Annotated in this window: 20 protein-coding genes; 14 read left to right on the plus strand and 6 right to left on the minus strand. The window is 74.6% G+C overall.

Translation table 11 applies throughout. The features are described from left to right. Positions 1–6: 6 nt before the first annotated feature. Positions 7–816, minus strand: coding sequence for a hypothetical protein (locus ABZ807_RS01240; protein WP_357151256.1), 810 nt, complete (start codon positions 814–816; stop codon positions 7–9). 74 nt (positions 817–890) lie between these two features. Here ABZ807_RS01240 and ABZ807_RS01245 point away from each other — a divergent pair, with 74 nt between their 5' ends. Together ABZ807_RS01245 and ABZ807_RS01250 are read left to right on the plus strand one after the other, a co-directional pair. Beyond that, entirely contained in the window at positions 891–1,835 is a 945-nt protein-coding gene (locus ABZ807_RS01245) for a Ppx/GppA phosphatase family protein (protein WP_357151258.1), read from the plus strand. 76 nt (positions 1,836–1,911) lie between these two features. After that, on the plus strand, positions 1,912–2,718 hold the full coding sequence (locus ABZ807_RS01250; protein ID WP_357151260.1) for a sugar phosphate isomerase/epimerase: 807 nt from the start codon (positions 1,912–1,914) through the stop codon (positions 2,716–2,718). 19 nt (positions 2,719–2,737) lie between these two features. Here the strand turns inward: ABZ807_RS01250 and ABZ807_RS01255 are convergent, their stop codons facing one another. The 3 genes from ABZ807_RS01255 to ABZ807_RS01265 are packed head-to-tail and all read right to left on the minus strand — an operon-like array spanning position 2,738 to position 4,776. After that, entirely contained in the window at positions 2,738–3,313 is a 576-nt protein-coding gene (locus tag ABZ807_RS01255; protein ID WP_357151262.1) for a CGNR zinc finger domain-containing protein, read from the minus strand. A gap of 19 nt (positions 3,314–3,332) precedes the next feature. After that, a complete protein-coding gene (locus tag ABZ807_RS01260) occupies positions 3,333–4,499 on the minus strand; it encodes a glutathionylspermidine synthase family protein (RefSeq protein WP_357151264.1) in 1,167 nt (388 codons plus the stop codon). 1 nt (position 4,500) lies between these two features. Continuing rightward, entirely contained in the window at positions 4,501–4,776 is a 276-nt protein-coding gene (locus ABZ807_RS01265; RefSeq protein ID WP_357151266.1) for a hypothetical protein, read from the minus strand. Between the two features lie 140 nt (positions 4,777–4,916). Between ABZ807_RS01265 and ABZ807_RS01270 the strand changes: the two genes are divergently transcribed. From ABZ807_RS01270 to ABZ807_RS01325, 12 genes are all read left to right on the plus strand, one after another. Further along, positions 4,917–5,837 carry a proline dehydrogenase family protein gene (locus ABZ807_RS01270; protein WP_357151268.1) on the plus strand — a complete coding sequence of 307 codons (921 nt, stop codon included), beginning with the start codon at positions 4,917–4,919 and terminating at the stop codon, positions 5,835–5,837. Positions 5,838–5,892: 55 nt separating this feature from the next. Further along, positions 5,893–6,684 carry an alpha/beta hydrolase gene (locus ABZ807_RS01275; protein WP_357151270.1) on the plus strand — a complete coding sequence of 264 codons (792 nt, stop codon included), beginning with the start codon at positions 5,893–5,895 and terminating at the stop codon, positions 6,682–6,684. After that, the gene (locus ABZ807_RS01280; protein WP_357151272.1) at positions 6,677–7,255 is read left to right on the plus strand and encodes a WHG domain-containing protein; all 579 of its coding nucleotides are present in this window, start codon (positions 6,677–6,679) and stop codon (positions 7,253–7,255) included. Before ABZ807_RS01275 ends, ABZ807_RS01280 begins: the two co-directional genes overlap by 8 nt. After that, a complete protein-coding gene (locus ABZ807_RS01285) occupies positions 7,255–7,590 on the plus strand; it encodes a YrdB family protein (RefSeq protein ID WP_357151274.1) in 336 nt (111 codons plus the stop codon). The genes ABZ807_RS01280 and ABZ807_RS01285 overlap by 1 nt, the downstream gene beginning before the upstream one ends. A gap of 628 nt (positions 7,591–8,218) precedes the next feature. Next, positions 8,219–9,520 (plus strand): hypothetical protein, encoded by a 1,302-nt coding sequence (locus ABZ807_RS01290; protein ID WP_357151276.1) that lies wholly within the window; start codon positions 8,219–8,221, stop codon positions 9,518–9,520. 94 nt (positions 9,521–9,614) lie between these two features. Beyond that, a complete protein-coding gene (locus ABZ807_RS01295; RefSeq protein ID WP_357151277.1) occupies positions 9,615–10,994 on the plus strand; it encodes an efflux RND transporter periplasmic adaptor subunit in 1,380 nt (459 codons plus the stop codon). Positions 10,995–11,049: 55 nt separating this feature from the next. Next, complete coding sequence (locus ABZ807_RS01300; protein WP_357151279.1) at positions 11,050–11,961, plus strand: ABC transporter ATP-binding protein; 912 nt, start codon at positions 11,050–11,052, stop codon at positions 11,959–11,961. Further along, the gene (locus tag ABZ807_RS01305; protein ID WP_357151281.1) at positions 11,958–13,142 is read left to right on the plus strand and encodes an ABC transporter permease; all 1,185 of its coding nucleotides are present in this window, start codon (positions 11,958–11,960) and stop codon (positions 13,140–13,142) included. The genes ABZ807_RS01300 and ABZ807_RS01305 overlap by 4 nt, the downstream gene beginning before the upstream one ends. Positions 13,143–13,396: 254 nt before the next feature. Further along, a complete protein-coding gene (locus ABZ807_RS01310) occupies positions 13,397–13,606 on the plus strand; it encodes a helix-turn-helix domain-containing protein (protein WP_088960133.1) in 210 nt (69 codons plus the stop codon). Between the two features lie 219 nt (positions 13,607–13,825). Next, entirely contained in the window at positions 13,826–13,927 is a 102-nt protein-coding gene (locus tag ABZ807_RS01315; protein WP_007465623.1) for an AURKAIP1/COX24 domain-containing protein, read from the plus strand. Positions 13,928–14,047: 120 nt separating this feature from the next. Further along, the gene (locus ABZ807_RS01320; RefSeq protein ID WP_357151283.1) at positions 14,048–15,121 is read left to right on the plus strand and encodes an NAD-dependent epimerase/dehydratase family protein; all 1,074 of its coding nucleotides are present in this window, start codon (positions 14,048–14,050) and stop codon (positions 15,119–15,121) included. 293 nt (positions 15,122–15,414) lie between these two features. Further along, positions 15,415–16,272, plus strand: a complete 858-nt coding sequence (locus tag ABZ807_RS01325) for a lysophospholipid acyltransferase family protein (RefSeq protein WP_357151484.1) — start codon at positions 15,415–15,417, stop codon at positions 16,270–16,272. 34 nt (positions 16,273–16,306) lie between these two features. Here the strand turns inward: ABZ807_RS01325 and ABZ807_RS01330 are convergent, their stop codons facing one another. Further along, a complete protein-coding gene (locus tag ABZ807_RS01330; RefSeq protein ID WP_357151285.1) occupies positions 16,307–17,182 on the minus strand; it encodes an HAD-IB family hydrolase in 876 nt (291 codons plus the stop codon). Positions 17,183–17,292: 110 nt separating this feature from the next. Continuing rightward, the gene (locus tag ABZ807_RS01335) at positions 17,293–18,165 is read right to left on the minus strand and encodes a DUF5667 domain-containing protein (RefSeq protein ID WP_357151287.1); all 873 of its coding nucleotides are present in this window, start codon (positions 18,163–18,165) and stop codon (positions 17,293–17,295) included. Positions 18,166–18,201: the final 36 nt, after the last annotated feature.

Here is an 18,201-nt window from a genome sequence, read left to right on the forward strand (position 1 = left end):
CGGCGGTCAGCTCTCGCTGGCCGGGTGCGGGGCGACCTGGCCCTGGCGCAGCCGCGCCCCGCACAGCTCCGCCAGCTTCGCGTACGCGGGCGCGCCGATCAGCGCGGTCAGTTCCGGGCCGTACGAGACGTACATCGGTTCGGTGCCGACGTGCGCGTCGGTGGACGAGGTGCACCACCAGTCCAGGTCGTGCCCGCCGGCGCCCCAGCCCCGCCGGTCGAACTCGGTCAGCGTGGAGACCAGCACCTTGGTGTTGTCGGGCCGCTTGCTCCACTCCTGGTCCCGGCGGATCGGCAACTGCCAGCAGACGTCCGGCTTGTAGTCCAGCGGGTGCACCCCGTCGCGCAGCGCCTGGCCGTGCAGGGCGCAGCCGCCACCGCCGGGGAAGTCGGCGTCGTTGAGGAACACGCACGGCGCGTCGACCTCGCGGGTGGCGGTGCGCCGGGCCGGATTCTTGCCGTCGATCGTGTCGCTCTCGGTCCAGTTCTTGAAGCCCCGGCGGAAGTGCTGCCAGGTCTGCGGGGTGAGCCGCTTGACCGCGGCCCGGACCCGCTTCTCGTCGTCGGAGTCGGTGAAGAACGCGCCGTGCGAGCAGCAGCCGTCGGCGGCCCGGCCGGCGATGATGCCATGGCAGCCCTTGCCGAAGACGCAGGTCCACCGGGAGAGCAGCCAGGTCAGGTCGGCCCGGACCAGGTGCCGCTCGTCGGCCGGGTCGACGAACTCGATCCACTCGCGGGGGAAGTCCAGCTCCACCTCACGGCTGCGCGGGTCGCCCGGGTCGTCCACCAGCACGTGCAGTTCCACCTGGCTCGTCACCCCGACCAGCGTACGCGGGGTGACCGGCACCGGCCGGCGAGCCACGAAAACCGGTTGGCCCTAGGGTCGACAGCATGCGGATGGGTGTCCTCGACGTCGGGTCCAACACGGTGCACCTGCTGGTGGTCGACGCCCACCACGGGGCGCACCCCTGGCCGGCGCACTCGGAGAAGGTGGTGCTCCGGCTGGCCGAGCAGATCGGCCCGGACGGCGCGCTGACCGAGGAGGGCGCCGACGGCCTGGTCAAGGCGGTCAGCATGGCGCGTACCGCCGCCATCGGGCTGGCCGTCGACGACCTGCTCGCCTTCGCCACCTCCGCGGTGCGCGACGCCACCAACGCCGCCGACGTGCTGGCCCGGGTCCGCGACGAGACCGGCGTACGGCTGGAGGTGCTCTCCGGCGCGGACGAGGCGCGGATGACCTTCCTCGCGGTCCGGCGGTGGTTCGGCTGGTCGGCCGGGCGGCTGCTGGTGATGGACATCGGCGGTGGCTCGCTGGAGCTGGCGGCCGGCATCGACGAGGACCCGGACGTCGCGGTCTCCCTGCCGCTCGGGGCGGGGCGGTTGAGCCGGGAGCGGCTGCGGGTGGACCCGGCCGGGCAGGTGCCGCCGTCCGCCGCAACCGTGCAGGAGCTGCGGGAGTACGTCGACGCGCTGCTCGACCCGGTGGTGGAGAAGCTGGCCGGGGTGGGCTGGGAACGCCCCGTCGCCACCTCCAAGACCTTCCGGATGCTGGCCCGCCTGGCCGGCGCGGCGCCCTCCGGCGCCGGGCTCTGGGCCCGGCGCAGCCTCACCCGTACCGGGCTGCGGCAGGTGCTCGGCTTCATCCGGCACATCCCGCCGGCCCAACTGGCCGAGCTGGAGGGGGTCAGCGCGGGGCGAGCGCACCAGCTGCTCGGCGGGGCGGTGGTGGCGGAGGCGGTGATGCGCCGCCTGGACGTCCCGTCGCTGGACGTCTGCCCGTGGGCACTGCGAGAGGGCGTCATCCTCAGACGGTTGGATCAGCTCGAGCCGATGTGATCCGCGTCGGCCGTTCTGCGCCATTTGACGCCGCTCGTCCTGAAGCGTGGTGACCGGTCGGGCTAACCTGAGGGTTGTGACTTTCCGTGTCCCGGTGCTCCTGTCCACTTCCTCGGTCTTCCCTGAGCGGACCGCGGCGGCGTTCCAGCTGGCTGCGGCGCTCGGCTACGACGGCGTAGAGGTGATGGTCTGGACCGACGCAGTGAGCCAGGACGCCGGCGCGCTGCGCGGCCTCTCCGAGCACTACGGCGTGCCGGTCCTCTCGGTGCACGCGCCGTGCCTGCTGGTGACCCAGCGGGTGTGGAGCCCCGACCCCTGGGAGCGGCTGCGCAGGTCGGCGGAGCTGGCCTCGACCCTGGAAGCGCCGACGGTGGTGGTGCACCCGCCGTTCACCTGGCAGCGGGACTACGCGCGCACCTTCGCGGACGGTCTCGACGCGATCGCCCGCGAGTACCCGGACCTGCGCTTCCCGGTGGAGAACATGTACCCGGTGCGGATGGCCGGCCGGCAGTTCGTGCCGTACGTGCCGGGCTGGGACCCCACCGAGAGCGGGTACGCCTCCTACACCCTCGACCTGTCGCACTGCGCCGCCTCGCACACCGACTCGTTGGCCATGGCGGACCGGATGGGCGACCGCCTGGCGCACGTGCACCTCGGCGACGGCACCGGCGGGGGACGCGACGAGCACCTGGTGCCCGGGCGCGGCAGCCAGCCCTGCGCCGAGCTGCTGCGCTCGCTGGCCGGCCGGGGCTTCACCGGCTCCGTCGCCGTCGAGGTGACCACCCGGGGCGCGAAGAGCCGCCCCGTCCGCGAGGCCGACCTCCGCGAGGCCCTGGCCTTCGCCCGCGCCCACCTGACCGCCCCCTCCCCGATCGACGCCTGACCCCACCCGCCGGGGTGGGTCAGCGGGCGGGGGTGAGGGAGTCGGCCTGGACCGGCACGGAGAGTTGGTCGCCGACGGCGGCCCGCTTGCGGGCGCGGTGGGCGGCCACGTGGGAGCGGGTGGCGCAGCGCTCGGAGCAGAACCGGCGGCAGCAGTTGGACGAGGTGTCCAGGTAGACGTTGCCGCAGCGCTCGTCCGCGCAGACCCCGAACCGGGCGCTGCCGTACTCGCAGAGCCAGACCGACAGGCCCCAGACCGCGCCGGCCAGGTATTCCGCGCTCACCGACGCACCCCGGCTGGTCACGTGCATGTGCCAGTCGCTGGAGTCGTGGCCGGAGATCCGCGGCTGCACCGGGAACGCCTCCAGCAGGGCGTTCAGCTCGGCCACCGCCTGGATGTCCCGCCCCGAGGTGCCGTACTCGAACACGTCACGCAGGCGCTTCTGCGCCCGCCGGAAGATCGTCAGGTCCCGGTCGGCGACCTCGTCGCGCATCCACGCGTTGTCGTCCGGGAAAAGGGCTCGCAGGTCGTCGAGGTCGTCCAAACGGGCGTTGACGAGATCAACGCCGGTCCGGGCGTACGCGTCGAAGTTCACGACACCAACGGTAGACGACTCACGGGGTGCGCGGCGCGTCGATGTAGTGCGGAAGGAACCGCGCGTAACCATCGGTGATGAGGCTTGCGCTCTCCCGGACGCCGACGCCGGCCGCCTCGCCGTCCACGATCCAGCTCCCCAGCACCGTACGGTGGCCGGCGAACTCCGGCAGCGCCCGGAACTCCTGGTAGCAGAAGCCCTCGTCGCCGTAGCTGCCCGGATTGGTGATCTCGGTGTCGCCGGTGACGATCCGCACCGCTGCGCCCTCCCGGCCGAGCAGCGGCTTCGCCACGTACTCCGGCATCCCGCGCGGCGAGTCCAGGTACGCCGGCAGCAGGTACTCGTGGCCCGGGTACAACTCCCAGAGCACGGCGAGCAGCGCCTTGTTGGACAGCAGCAGCTTCCAGGCCGGCTCGATCCAGGTGGTCGGGGTGCCCGGCTCCAGCGCCGCCGGCCCGTACGGCTCGGCCAGCATCCACTCCCACGGGTAGAGCTTGAAGCAGGTGGTCACCGGCCGGTCGTCCGCGTCGACGAAGCGCCGGCCGTCCCAGCCGACGTGCTGGATCGGCAGCAGCGTGACGTCCAGCCCGGCCTGGCGGGCGGTCTCGGCCAGGTACCCGGCGGTGATCTGGTCCTCGCCGGACTCCTCCTCGTTCGACCAGGCCACGTGCACCCGCCTGTCGTGCAGGCCGGCGCCGATCTTGGCCCAGGCGCCCACCAGGCGCTCGTGCAGGCTGTTCCACTGGTCGGCGTCCGGGTGCGTCTGCTCCAGCCAGTACCACTGGATGATGCTCGCCTCGACCAGGGCGGTGGGGGTGTCGGCGTTGTACTCCAGCAGCTTCGGCGGCCAGCTGCCGTCGTACCAGAGGTCGAAGCGGCCGTAGAGGGTCGGCGGCCGCTCGCGCAACGACCGGGCGACCGCCTCCGCGGCCCAGGCCGGGATGCCGAACTCGGCGTACCGGCCGCGGGCGACGACGTGCTCGGCCGCGGCCACCGACATCCGGTGCAGTTCCTCCGTCGCCTCCTCCAACCGCAGCACCTCGTCGAGGTCGAAGGCGTACGCGGCCGTCTCGTCCCAGTACGACATGGTCCCGCCGCCGGGCAGCTCGGTGTCGACGTACACCAGGCCCTGCGCGCGGATGGTGGCGTCCCAGTCCGGCCGGGGGGTGGCCGCCTCGCGCCGCACCTCAGCCGCCGCAGGAGGCGAGGTGCGTGCCGAAGCCGCCGCGCTCGGGCAGGGCCGCGGCCACCGGCCGGGGCTCGGCGCTGCCCGCGCCAATGGCGACGGCCGGGACCCGCATCGCCAGCGCGACCGTGTCCCCGCCGCCGCTCGGGCCGAGGGCGCAGTCGTCATCGTCGTCGTCGGAGGTCAGGTTGCAGCCGGAGAGGGCGAGCGCCAGGGCGGTGAGCGCGCCGAGCTGCACGGAGGCCGACCGGAGCCGTCGGCGGGGGTGTCGATCCACGGCATCGTTGTAGCTGATCGACACCACTTCCGTCGCCCCCGGACGATGCTCGTGATGCTGTTGGGACGCCTGCCACCGGTGGTCCCGGCGGCCCGGCCGCCCCCCGGCGGAGCCCGACGCACGGGCGTTACGCTCGGCTCATGCTCCGTTCCGTCATCCTCGCCGCCTCCCGGTCATCCCAGGTCGAGCGGCTCATCGCGACGGCCCCGTTCACCCGGGACGTCGTCCGCCGGTTCGTCGCCGGCGCCGGTACCGACGATGCGTTGCGCGCGACCCGCGAACTCGTCGCTGACGGCCTCGCGGTCACCCTCGACAATCTCGGCGAGGACACCGTCACCCCCGAACAGGCCAACGCCACCCGCGACGAGTACCTCAAACTGCTGAAGCTGCTCTCCGCCGCCGGGCTCACCCCGGCCGCCGAGGTCAGCGTGAAGCTCTCCGCGCTGGGCCAGAAGTTCGACGAGCAGTTGGCGTACGACAACGCCCGGGCGATCTGCGCGGCGGCCGACGAGGCGGGCACCACGGTCACCCTCGACATGGAGGACCACACCACCACCGACTCGACCCTGAGCGTGCTGGCCAACCTGCGCAAGGACTACCCGTCGACCGGCGCGGTGCTCCAGGCGTACCTGCGGCGGACCGAGTCGGACTGCCGCGAGCTGGCCGGGGCCGGATCCCGGGTACGGCTCTGCAAGGGCGCGTACAAGGAGCCGGAGTCGGTGGCGTACCAGTCGGCCCGCGAGGTGGACAAGTCGTACGTCCGCTGCCTGAACGTGCTGATGTCCGGGGACGGCTTCCCGATGCTGGCCACCCACGACCCGCGCCTGATCGCCATCGGCGAGGACCGGGCCCGCTGGTTCGACCGCGGTCCGGACCGCTTCGAGTTCCAGATGCTGTACGGCATCCGCCCGGAGGAGCAGGCCCGGCTGGTCGGCGAGGGCTACACCGTGCGCACCTACCTGCCCTATGGCGAGGACTGGTACGGCTACCTGATGCGCCGGCTCGCCGAGCGCCCCGCGAACCTGATGTTCTTCGGCCGGGCCCTGGTCTCCAGGAAGTGACTCAGGCCAAGTCCCGCCCTTGACCAACGAAGCTAATGGCATTAGCTTTCTGGCTATGACGATTAGCCAAGTGCGGCGGGACGGCGGCACCATCGCGTACGAGGTGCACGGCCAGGGGCCGCTGGTGGTCCTCTCGCACGGCATGGGGGAGAACCGGCGGTCCTTCCGTCACCTGATCCCGCTGCTGGTCGAGGCCGGCTACCGGGTGGCCTCGGTGGACGTCCGAGGGCACGGCGACTCCAGCGCGCACTGGCCGTCGTACGCCCCGGCCGAGGTCGGCGCCGACCTGCTGGCCGTGGTGCGTACCCTCGGCGGCCCGGCCACCCTGGTCGGCAGCTCGTCCAGCGCGGCGGCCGTGGTCTTCGCCGCCGGCGACGCGCCCGAGCTGGTCAACGGCATCGTGCAGATCGGCGCGTTCGTCGCCGAGCCCAGGCCCAACCCGGCGATGCGGCTCGCCCAGGCGGCGGTGCTGCGCAGCCCCCGGCTGTTCGGCATGTTCCACAGGACGCTCTTTCCCGGTGACCGGCCCGCCGACGACGCCGCGTACCGCAAGGAGTTGGTCGCCGGTCTGCGCGGCCGGATGGCGGCGGTCCGTGGGGTGATCGCGCCGGTCGCCCCGCACTGGACGGCCCGGGCGGCCGACGTGCGGCAGCCGGTGCTGGTGCTGATGGGCGCGAAGGACCCCGACTTCACCGACCCGGGAGCCGAGGCGCGCGCCGCCCGCCGGCTCTTCGCCACCGCCGAGGCCCGCATGATCGCCGACTCCGGCCACTACCCGCACGCCGACCAGCCGGCGGCCACCGCCGCCCAGCTGGTCGAGTTCCTGACGGTGACCTCCCGTGCCTAGGGCCGGGCTCACTCCGTCGACGGTGGTCCGCGAGGCGGCCCGCCTCGCCGACGAGGTCGGCTACGAGCGGCTGACCCTGGCCGCGCTGGCCGGCCGGCTCGGCGTCGCGCTGCCCAGCCTCTACAAGCACGTCAAGGGCGCCGCTGCGTTGAGCCAGAAGCTGGCCGCGCTGGCTGTCGCCGAACTGGCGGCCGAGATGACCTCGGCGACCGCCGGGCGGGCCGGTCGAGACGCGCTGCGCGCGGTCGCCGATGCCTGGCGGGGATACGGCCGCCGGCACCCCGGCCGTTATTCCGCGGCCCAGCAGGTGCCCGACGCGAGCGACCCCGAGCACGTCGAGGCCGGCCGGCGGGCGCTCGACGCCGTCTACGCGATCCTGCGGGGGTACGGCCTGACCGGCGACGACGCGGTCGACGCGGCCCGGATCTTCCGCAGCGCCGTGCACGGGTTCGTGACCCTGGAGGCGGCGGGCGGATTCGGGATGCCTCGGGAGATCGACCGTTCCTTCGATCAACTGGTGGCCGCCCTGGACATCGCGTTGCGGGACTGGCCCGAACCGGGGAGGTCGTGATGACGGTCGTGCTGCTGGCGTTCGCCTTCCTGCTGGAGCTGGCGGCGCTCGTCGCCGCCGGCTGGTGGGGGTTCACCCTCGACGCCGGCCTGCCGGTGCGGCTGCTCGCCGGGCTCGGCGCGCCCCTGCTGATCGCGGTCGTGTGGGGGACCTTCTGCTCGCCCCGGGCCACCGTGCCGCTCCCGGCCGCCGCCAAGTACGCCGCCCAGGCGGCCTGCTTCGTTACCGGCGGCGTGCTGCTCGCGCTGGCCGGCCGGCCGGTGCCGGCGGTTCTGCTGGTGGTGCTGTGGGTGGCGGACAGCGTCCTGCTCCGCCTCGCGGGCGACCCGGTCTGATCCCTGCCCTGCCGCGCGGCCGAGCCGGACGACCGGTCCGGCCTCGGTCCCCGCCGCTGCGTTGCCGTTGCCGGGGCCGGGGCCGGGGGCCCTCCGGCTGCCGTGCCCACCTGTGGTGTTCCGGTCCTTTCGAGCTGATGTCGTAAACGATTCAGTCGGTCCTGCGGGAAAGCAGAGCTGCCTCGCCCGCACCGCTTCACGCGCCCGTCGCCGGGCATGGTCGCCGCCGCCGGACATCGACCGCCGCCACCAGCCAGCCACTGCTATCGGCGCGTTCCCACTGCTCGGCGCCTTTCCACTGCCATTGGTGCCTTCCCACCGCGTCGCTGCGGTGTACGGCCGATTCGTTGTCGCTGCGGTCCGGGGCTGATTCGTTCACGTCATCAGCTCCAAAGGACGCCAGCACCACGTCCGGTCCTGGCCTGTCCGGTCCTGGCCTGTCCGGTCCTGGCCTGTCCGGTCCTGGCCTGTCCGGTCCCGGCCCGTCCGGTCCCGGGTCGGGCCGAAAGCCAGCCCGCCGCCCACGCTCGCCGGCCCGGGTCGGCTCCGTGCGCGACCAGCGTCACCCGCCGCCTCGACGCGCGGGGTGGCTCTGGCCGGATCGCCCGATTGGTCGTACCCTTCGCCGGTGACTGACGGGGTGGACGAGCCGCGCCCGCGCCCCCGGTGGCCGCTCTGGACGGCGCTCGCGGTGGTCCTGGCGGTGCTGACCTGCGGTGTGTCGGCGGCGCTGCTGGCCGGCCTGCCCCACCGCACCGCCGACCGGGGGGCCGCCGACCGCGCCGCGGCGGACCGCCCCGCCGCCGGGCGGGGCGATCCGGCCACGGCGACCGCCCGGCGGGTGGGCGACCAGCTCTCCGCCCAGCTCGACCGGCAGGCCGGCGCCCTGCTCGACGGGGACCGGTCCGGGTTCCTCGCCGTCGCGGACCCCGCCGCCCGCGCCGACCTGAGCCGCCGCTTCGCCGCGCTGCGCGCGCTGCGGGTGACGGTGTGGCGGGCCGAGCCGGGAGGGCTGCCCACCCCGGTCGCCGGGCGGGCGGGGGAGTGGCGGCAGCTGGTCACCTTCCGGTACTGCTTCCTGGCGCCGGACTGCGCGCCCAGCCCGGTCCTGGTCGGCACCCGCTGGCGGGCGGGCGGTGCGGCGCCGCTGCTGCTCGCCGTCGAGGAGTCCCGCTCCGCGCAGGCCGGCGTCCGGCCCTGGGAGGTCAGTGAGCTGGCCGTCGCCGTCGGCCCGCGCACCACGGTGGCCACCACCCCGGCGCTGCGCGGGAAGCTGCCCGGCCTGCTCGCCGACGCCGAGGCCGCGGCGAAGGTCGCCGACCGGTACGCGGTCGCCGGCCCGCCGCCGGGCCACTACCAGATCTTCTACGCCGGCCGCGCGGAGTGGCGGCGCTGGTACGGCGGCGGACGGCCGAAGTGGACCGCCGGGTACGCGGTGACCGTCGGCGGCGGCCACCACGAGGTGGTACTGAACGCCGACGCGCTGCCCGCGGCCGGTGCCGGTGAGCTGCTGCGGCACGAGCTGACCCACGCCGCCTCGCTGCCCGACCGGGGTCACCCCGGCAAGCAGACCTGGTGGCTGGTGGAGGGGCTGGCCGAGTACGCCGGCGCCGACGGGGCGCAGGTGAGCCGCTACGAGGGGCTGGACGAGGCCGCAGAGCTGGTCGCCGGTGGGTGGAACGGCCGGCTGGACGCCCTCGCCCCGGCCGACGCCGCCCCGGCCGACCAGGTGGGGGGCAGCTACGGCGTCGGCTACCTGGCCGTCCGCCACCTCGTCGACCGGTACGGCGAGCAGCGGATGCTCGACTTCTTCCGGGCCGTGGTGCACGACCGGCGGTCGCTGGACGACGCGTCCGAGCAGGTCCTCGGTGATCCCTGGACGGCCCTGCACGACGAGTGCGTCGGCTACGTCCGGGCGACCGTCAGGTGACGGTGGCCGCCGGACTCGTCGCCGCGCTGGCCGAACGGGTCGGGCAGCCGGCCGGCCGTTCGGCGGCGCATCGACGCCCGGCTAGGGTTGGCCCGTGCGCCGCTCCGATCCGCCGGGGCCCCCCGTAGCCACGCGGCCCCGCCTGCTCACCGCCCTGCTCGCCGTCGTCGTCCTCACCGGCACCACCGCCGCCTCCTGCGGGGACGACGAGTCCACAGTCGCGCTGGCCCCGGCCAGCCGGGCCGCCGTTGCCGAGGTGATCGACGCGCCGGCCACCGTCACCGCCCGCGCCGCGGCCACCCTCACCGCACCCGCCGACGGCACCCTCACCAGCCTCCGCGTCCAGCCCGGCCAACAGGTCAAGCGCGGTCAGGTGCTCGCGGTGATCAGCTCACCGTCCGCCCAGGAGCGCCTCCGCCAGGCCCGCGACGCCCTCCGGGCCGCCGACCGGTCCGGCCGGGGCGTCGGCGTGGGCGACCTGGGCACCCGCCGTCGCGGCACCGACAAGGCCGCCGACGAGGCGTTCGACGCCGCCCGGGACGCGGCCGGGAAGATTGCCGACCCGAAGGTACGGGACGCGCTGCTCGCCCAGGTGACCTCCGCCCAGCAGCAGTACGCCGCCGCCGCGCGCACCGCCGACCAGGCCGTCCGCTCGGTGCAGCGGGGCGTCGCCGGCCTCAATTCGGCGGTCGGCGCGCTGTCGACCGCGCAACGGCTCCAGGCCCGCCAGGCGTACGACCTGGCGAAGGCGACCGTCGACGCGCTGACCCTGCGCGCCCCGATCGGGGGGGTCGTGCAGCCCGGCGGCACCCCGGCCGGCGGCGGCACGGACCTGTCCGCCCTGCTCGGCGGCGGTCAGGTGCCCGCCGGGATCGACCCGTCGGCGCTCACCCCGTCCCGGTCCGGCCCACCGCCGGGCGTGGACGACACGGTGCCCGCTGGTGGCCGGGTCACCGCCGGCACGCCCGTGCTGACCATCGTGGACACCGGCGCGCTCGGCCTGCTCGCCGAGGTCGACGAGACCGACGTGCTGCTGGTCCGCCCCGGCCTGGTCGCCACCGTCGAGTTGGACGCGGTCAGCGGCGCCACGTACGACGCGACCGTCCGCTCGGTCGACGTGTTGCCCACCAGCTCCGCCCGGGGCGGCGTCACCTACCGGGTGCGGCTCGCCCTCGGCCCCGGCCGGCTCGGCGAGGGCGAGGCCGCCCCGGCGCCCCGCCCCGGCATGAGCGCCGTGGTGCACCTGCGGGTACGCGAGGCCGCCGACGCGGTCACCGTCCCCGCCTCGGCGGTCTTCTCCGCAGACGGGCGGGACGTTGTCTGGCTGGTCCGCGACGGGAAGGCGGACCGGGCGCCGGTGACGGTGGGCGTGCAGGGGCAGGACCTCGTGCAGATCCTCGACGGGGTGCGGGCCGGTGACCGGGTCGTGGTGCGCGGCACCGACCAGGTCCGCGAGGGCCAGGAAGTCCGGTGAGCGCGAGGAGTGAGCCAGTTCTGCGAGCCGCGCAGTCGCGAACGAAGGCCAACCCGTGAGCGGCCCGGCGGCGATCGAGGCGGTGGACGTCTCCCGGACGTACCAGCTCGACGGTGTCACCGTGCCGGCGCTGCGCGGCGTGTCGCTGACCGTGGCGCCGGGGGACTACGTGGCCGTGGTCGGACCGTCCGGCTCCGGCAAGTCGACGCTGATGCACCTGCTCGGCGGGTTGGACCAGCCCTCCGGCGGACGCCTGGTCATCGGTGGCCGGGACGTGGGCACCCGCTCGGCGGCGGAGCTGGCGGCGCTGCGCAACGAGACCATCGGCTTCGTCTTCCAGGCGTTCCACCTGCTGCCGCGGACGTCGGCGGTGGACAACGTGGCGCTGCCGCTGGTCTACCGCGGCGTCGGGGCCCGGCAGCGGCGCGAGCGGGCGGCGGCGATGCTCGGCCGGGTCGGCCTTGGGCACCGGCTGCACCACCGTCCCAACCAGCTCTCCGGCGGGGAGCAGCAGCGGGTGGCGATCGCCCGGGCGCTGGTCACCGATCCGACGGTGCTGCTCGCCGACGAGCCGACCGGCAACCTGGACACCGTGACCGGCCAGGCGGTGCTGGCCCTGCTGGAGCAGCTCAACGCCGAGTCCGGAGTGGCCCTGGTGCTGGTGACCCACGACAACGAGGTGGCGGCCCGGGCCCGGCGGCGGATCGCGATGCGCGACGGGGCGGTGGTCTCCGACACCGCCTCGACCGTTCATGATCGACCGCCGTCCGGGGGCGCGGACGGACCTGACACACTGGGGGACGCTCCCAGCGCGGAGCCCCGGTCCGCGTCCGGAAGCGGCCCGGGGCACCCGTCCGGTGGCTCCGGCGGCGCCGCCGGAGCCACCGGACGCCTTCCGCGCGATCCGGCGGCCGACGGGTGTACCGCGGACCGGGCGGGCGGCGAGCGGGCCGGAGGGGCGTCGTGAGGGTCGCCGAGGCGTGGCGGGTGGCGCTGGACGCGCTGCGGGCCAACCGGATGCGCAGCGCGCTGACCATGCTCGGCGTGATCATCGGGGTGGCGTCCGTGGTGCTGCTGGTGGCCATCGGCACCGGTACGAAGCAGAAGGTCGAACAGCAGGTCGAAGGGCTCGGCTCCAACCTGCTGCTGGTGGTGCCGGGCCGGATCGAGGTGGGCACCGCCCCGGTGGTCTCCCCGCTGACCCTCGCCGACGTCGACGCGGTCTCCCGGGTGGTCGGCGACCCCGGCCGGGTGGCGGTCACCGTCGCCTCCGGCGCGACGGCCCGGGCCGGCAACCGCTCGGACTTCACCACCGTGCAGGGGGTGCTGGAGACCACCCCGGCGGTCTTCACCCGCTCGCTCGCCCGGGGCCGCTACCTCACCGGCGCCGACGTGGACACCAGCCGGCGGGTGGCCGTGCTCGGCGCGTCGGTCGCCCGCGCGCTCTTTCCCGACCGGGACCCGCTCGGCCAGCAGGTCGCGCTCGCCGGCGTCCGGTTCCGGGTGATCGGCGTCTTCGCCCCGCTCGGGCAGAGCCTCGGCGTCGACCGGGACGACGAGGTGCACGTGCCGGTCACCGCGGCGCAGCGGCTCTGGGGCACCCAGCGGGTGGACGGCATCGCGGTCAAGGCCCCGGACCGGGAGCGGATCGGCGAGCTGGGGGACCGGATCGTCGCCGAGTTGTCCCGCCGGCACCCGGACACCGAGTTCAGCGCTGTCACCCAGCAGCAGATCCTCGGCGTGCTCGGCGACATCCTCGGGGTGCTCACCGGCGTGCTCGCCGCCATCGCCGGCATCTCGCTGCTGGTCGGCGGGGTGGGCGTCTCCAACATCATGCTGGTCTCCGTGCGCGAACGGACCCGGGAGATCGGCCTGCGCAAGGCCGTCGGCGCCCGCCCCCGCGACATCGGCGTGCAGTTCCTGCTGGAGGCGGTGCTGCTCACCGCGCTCGGCGGGCTGACCGGGATGGCGCTCGGCGTGGGCGCCGCGCTGCTGGTGGACGCCTTCTCGCCGATCCCGGCCGCGATCACCTGGTGGTCGCTGGCGCTGGCGTTCGGGGTGTCGGCGGCGGTGGGCATCGTCTTCGGCGTGGTGCCGGCGCAGCGGGCCGGCCGGCTCGACCCGGTGGTCGCCCTCCGCGCCGAGTGAGCCCGCCCGCCGTGTCCGCCGGCCGCCGCGGGGCTGCGTTGCCACCGGTCCGGGGAATGGGACGGGCGGCGCGTACGGGGGTGAAACGGCAGGTCACGGTCGGGTGAACGGCGGCCCCTGCATGATCAGTTGTACGAAGGGATCGCGCCGGTCACAGCGGCCCCGCTACCGTACTGGTAACACGCGCGTTGCCGGCCCGGACGGAAGCTCCGGTCGCTCGGCACGTGCCGGGCATGGGATGGGTCGGGTGAGCCATGGCCGGGTCGCAGTCCGACGGTCGGCTGTCGGATGTCAAGTTCCTGACCGTCGCCGAGGTGGCGTCGGTCATGCGGGTGTCCAAGATGACGGTCTACCGCCTGGTGCACAGCGGTGAGCTCACCGCGGTACGGGTCGGCCGGTCGTTCCGGGTGCCCGAGCACGCGGTGCACGACTATCTCCGGGGCGCGTTTCAGGAGACCGCCTGACCCGCCCCGAGGCGGTCCGCCGAGTGCGACGTAACGGGCATCGACGGGGGCGCGTTGGTCCTGCTGACGCACTCCCGCTACCCTGGACCCGATCGTGACCCTCGCCGGTGAGCCCCGACGCCACCAAACTGGTCCGGTCCGTTGTCCGCAAGCGGTCACCGGCGCCACCGATATGGCGCCCCTGATCCGCCCCGCACGTTTGCATTGAAAGGCTGTCGTATGGGCTCGGTGGTCAAGAAGCGCCGCAAGCGCATGGCTAAGAAGAAGCACCGCAAGCTGCTGCGCAAGACCCGCGTCCAGCGTCGCCGTCTCGGCAAGTGACCGGTGCCGGGCCCACGGCCCGGCACCGGCACCACTTGCCAACTGTCGACCCTCGGAGGCTCAGGTGATCAGGCCGCGGATGTCCCGGCTCGATCCCGCCTGCCGGTCAGGGCGTGCGAGATGACCCCCGGTGGCACCCCAGGTGCTCCGGGGGTCGTCGTCGTGACCGGGGTCGGCCGGTACCTCGGCGCGCACGTCGCCGCCCGGCTCGCCGCCGACCCGCGCATCGAGCGGGTGATCGGCGTCGACCCGGCCACCCCCGGCCCCGAGTTCACCGACCTGCTCGACCGGGTCGAGCGGATCCGGCTCGACCTCGGCTCGCTCGGCGGGCTCCTCGCCGACCTCGACGTCGATGTCGTGGTGCACCTCGCCCTGGTCAGCGCCCTCGACCCGCAGCACGGCGGCCGGGCGGCGATGAAGGAGCAGAACGTCATCGGCACCATGCAGCTGCTCGCCGCCTGCCAGCGGGCGCCGCGGCTGCGCAAGCTGGTGGTCCGCTCCTCGACCGCCGCGTACGGCGCGTCCTTCCGCGACCCGGCGGTCTTCACCGAGGAGACCGAGCCGCGCGAGGTGCCACGCGGCGGTTTCGGCCGCGACATCCTCGACATCGAGGGGTACGTCCGCGGGTTCCGCCGCCGCCGTCCCGACGTCACCGCGACGGTGCTGCGCTTCGCGCCGTTCATCGGCTCCACCGCCGACACCACGCTCACCCGCTACTTCTCCCAGCCGGTGGTGCCCACCGTCTTCGGGCGCGACCCACGGTTGCAGTTCGTGCACTTCGACGACGCCCTCGAGGTGCTGCACCGCTCCATCGCCGAGGACCACCCGGGCACCTACAACGTCGCCGGGCCGGGGGTGCTCTCGCTCTCCCAGGCGATCCGCCGGGCCGGTCGGGTCGCCGTACCGGTGCTGGAGCCCGGCCTGTCCGGGGCCGCCGCGCTCGCCCGCAACCTCGGCTTCGGCCGGTACGGCCTCGACCAGGTCGACCTCTTCGTGCACGGTCGGGTGGTCGACACCGGCCGGCTGGAGCGGGAGTACGGCTTCACCCCGCGCTCCACCGCCGCCGCCTTCGAGGACTTCATCCACGCCCACCACGGCGGGGTGGTGGTCACCCGGGACACCCTGGCCGCCGCCGAGCAGCTGGTGCTGGAGAGCATCCGGCAGGTGCGGTCCGCCGTCCGGGACCGGTCGTGAGTCGATCGGAGGAGCGCCCCGACGGCCGGTACGACGTACCGCTGGCCGTGACCGGACCGGACGCGCAGCCGGCGCGGCGCAACGGGCACCGGCCCACCCCGGCCGCCGCCCCGGATCCGGCGGCCCTGGACGAGCCGGACACCTCAGCCACCGACGAGCCGGTCCCGTCCGCTCCCGAGGGGTCGACCCCGTCCGGCACCGACGAGCCGGGCACCGGGGCGCGGGACCGGTCGACCGGCGGTGACGCGGACGAGGCCGGGTGGGTCCCGGCGACCGCGCCGGTCGGGCCGGCGGTGCCGGACCGGCCGGGAGACCAGTGGGACCGCAAGGTCGCGGCCGGCCTGACCTTCCTGCGCCGGCGGCTCTCCGGCGAGTACGAGGTCGACGAGTTCGGCTTCGACCCGGACCTGACCGATTCGGTCTTCCACCCCCTGCTGCGGCTGCTCTACCGGGACTGGTTCCGCACCGAGGTCACCGGGCTGGAACACGTGCCGGCCGACGGGGCGGGCCTGGTCGTCGGCAACCACTCCGGCACGGTGGCGCTGGACGCGCTGATCCTCTCCACCGCGCTGCACGACCAGCACCCGGCGCGCCGCTACCTGCGGCTGCTCGGCGCCGACCTGGTCTTCCGGATGCCGGTCGTCTCCGAGATCGCCCGCAAGACCGGGGGCACGGTCGCCTGCAACCCGGACGCGGAACGGCTGCTCGGCAACGGGGAACTGGTCGGGGTCTTCCCCGAGGGTTTCAAGGGCGTCGGCAAGCTCTACTCCGACCGCTACAAGCTGCAACGCTTCGGCCGGGGCGGCTTCGTCTCGGCGGCGCTGCGCACCGGCACTCCGATCGTGCCGGTCGCCATCGTCGGCGGCGAGGAGACCTACCCGATGCTCGCCGACATCAAGCCGCTCGCGCGGCTGCTCAAACTCCCGTACTTCCCCGTCACGCCGACCTTCCCGTGGCTGGGGCCGCTGGGCATGGTGCCGCTGCCGAGCAAGTGGCTGATCGAGTTCTGCCCGCCGATCCCGACGGCGCACCCCACCGACTCCGCCGACGACCCGCTGGTCGTGTTCAACCTCGCCGACCAGGTCCGCGAGACCATCCAGCACACCCTGCACAAGCTGCTGGAACGCCGCCCCGACCCGTTCGGCCCCTGACCGTTGCAGGTCGCTGGGCCACCGGACGGCGGGCTTACGGCATGCGGCGGCGGCGGTGCAGGGCCAGGCCGGCGCTGACCGCGCCGGCGAGCAGCCCGGCCGCGGCGGTCGACGGTACGGCGATCTTGATCGCCCGGCGCCCGGTGCGGAAGTCCCGGACCTCCCAGCCCCGCTCGCGTGCCTGCCGCAGCAGTGCCGCGTCCGGGTTGATCGCCACCGCCCGCCCGACCGCGGTGAGCATCGGCAGGTCGTTGGCCGAGTCGCTGTAGGCCGCGCAGCGGCTGAGGTCCAGCCCCTCGACCGCGGCGAGCTGGCCGACCGCGTCCGCCTTGGTCGGACCGTGCATCAGGTCGCCGACCAGCCGGCCGGTGTACGCGCCGTCGACCACCTCGGCCACCGTACCGATCGCGCCGGTCAGGCCGAGTCGGGTGGCGATCACCCGGCCGATCTCCACCGGGGCGGCGCTGACCAGCCAGACCCGCTCGCCGGCATCGAGGTGCCGCTGGGCGAGTCGGCGGGTACCGGCCCAGATCCGGGGGGCCATCAGCTCGTCGAAGATCTCCTCGGCGAGCCGTTCGATCTCGTCCACCCGCCAGCCCTCGATGAAGGCCAGCGCGGCCTCCTTGGCCTGGGACATGTCGACGGCGTTCTCGGTGGCCAGCAGCCGGAACCGGGCCTGCTGCCAGGCGAACCGGGCCAGGTCGCCGGTGGTGAAGTACTTGCGGGCGGCGAGCCCGCGGGCGAACCAGTAGATCGACGCGCCCTGCATCATCGTGTTGTCCACGTCGAAGAAGGCCGCGGCAGTGGGGTCGGGCTTTCCGGGGACGGGTGGGTCGGCCTCCGCGTCGGCCCACCCGGCGGTGTGCCCGTGGACGTCGGTGCTGACCGTGACCTTGCGGGTGCGGGCCATGCGACCTCCCTCCCTCGACGACCGCGAGTGCCTGCGCCCCTGAGCCTAGTCGGGGGTCGGTCACGGGCGATCGCCCGAATGCGCAACTGTGGCGTGAACGGCCTCGCCGCTCAGCGGTCGCTCGGGCAGGCGGTCGGCGCCGGGCCGAGGGCGTCGCTGCCGACCGGCGCGGGCAGGCCGCAGGCGATGGCGTCGCGCAGCGCCTCGGAGCGCGTGTGGATCGCGTCCAGCAGGGCCAGCGAGCGCCGGGTCCGGTCCCGCTCGGCGCGGGTGGCCCCGTCGAGCAGCCCACCGACCGCCTTCCGCTGCCCGGTCACGAAGGTGTTCACCGCGTCCAGCCCGGCCGGGTCGGAGCGCTGGGCGGCGGTGGTGGTGAGCAGCCGTACGCCCTGCCGGGTGTCGGCGTCCATGTCGTCCATCACCGCGCCGAACCCGGCCAGGTCGCCGCGGAGCGCACCGGCCTCGTTCAGCCGGGTGCGGGCGAAATCGAGGAAGAGCTGGCCCCGGCTGAGGTCCGAGCTGGCCAGGGCGAGCTGGGCGCGTTCGGTGGAGCGCTTCATGCCGTACAGCGCGTCGCCGGGGACCGCGTCCTCGCTGGCGGCGGAGATGCCCGACACGGCGACGGCGCCGGCGGCGATGCCGACCAGGATGGCACCCCGGGCGCGGACCTGCCGCGCGGTCACCGCGCCCAGCAGCGAGCCGCGCGCGGCGGCCTCGGTCCCGCCGGCCGGTGTGGTCCCGGCCGCCGCGTCCATGCCCTGCCGCTCCGCGGTCGCCACCAGCATGGCGCGGAGCCCGGTGCGGAACTTGGCGTCGACCTCGACGGCCGGCCGCTCGGCGACGAGCCGCTGGCCGACCGCCACCAGGGCGGTGAGCTGGTCGTCGGCGCGGGACCGGACGTGGTGACGCCGGGCGCCGTTCGCCTCGTCGAGAAGCTGTGCGAAACGTGCGGCCCGACGACGGGAGAAGAGGTCACTGTCCACCGCAGGCACCCCCTCTCGCTGATCACGGCCGGTCGG

The sequence above is a fragment of the Micromonospora sp. NPDC047548 genome (assembly GCF_040642975.1).
Classification (GTDB): domain Bacteria; phylum Actinomycetota; class Actinomycetes; order Mycobacteriales; family Micromonosporaceae; genus Micromonospora.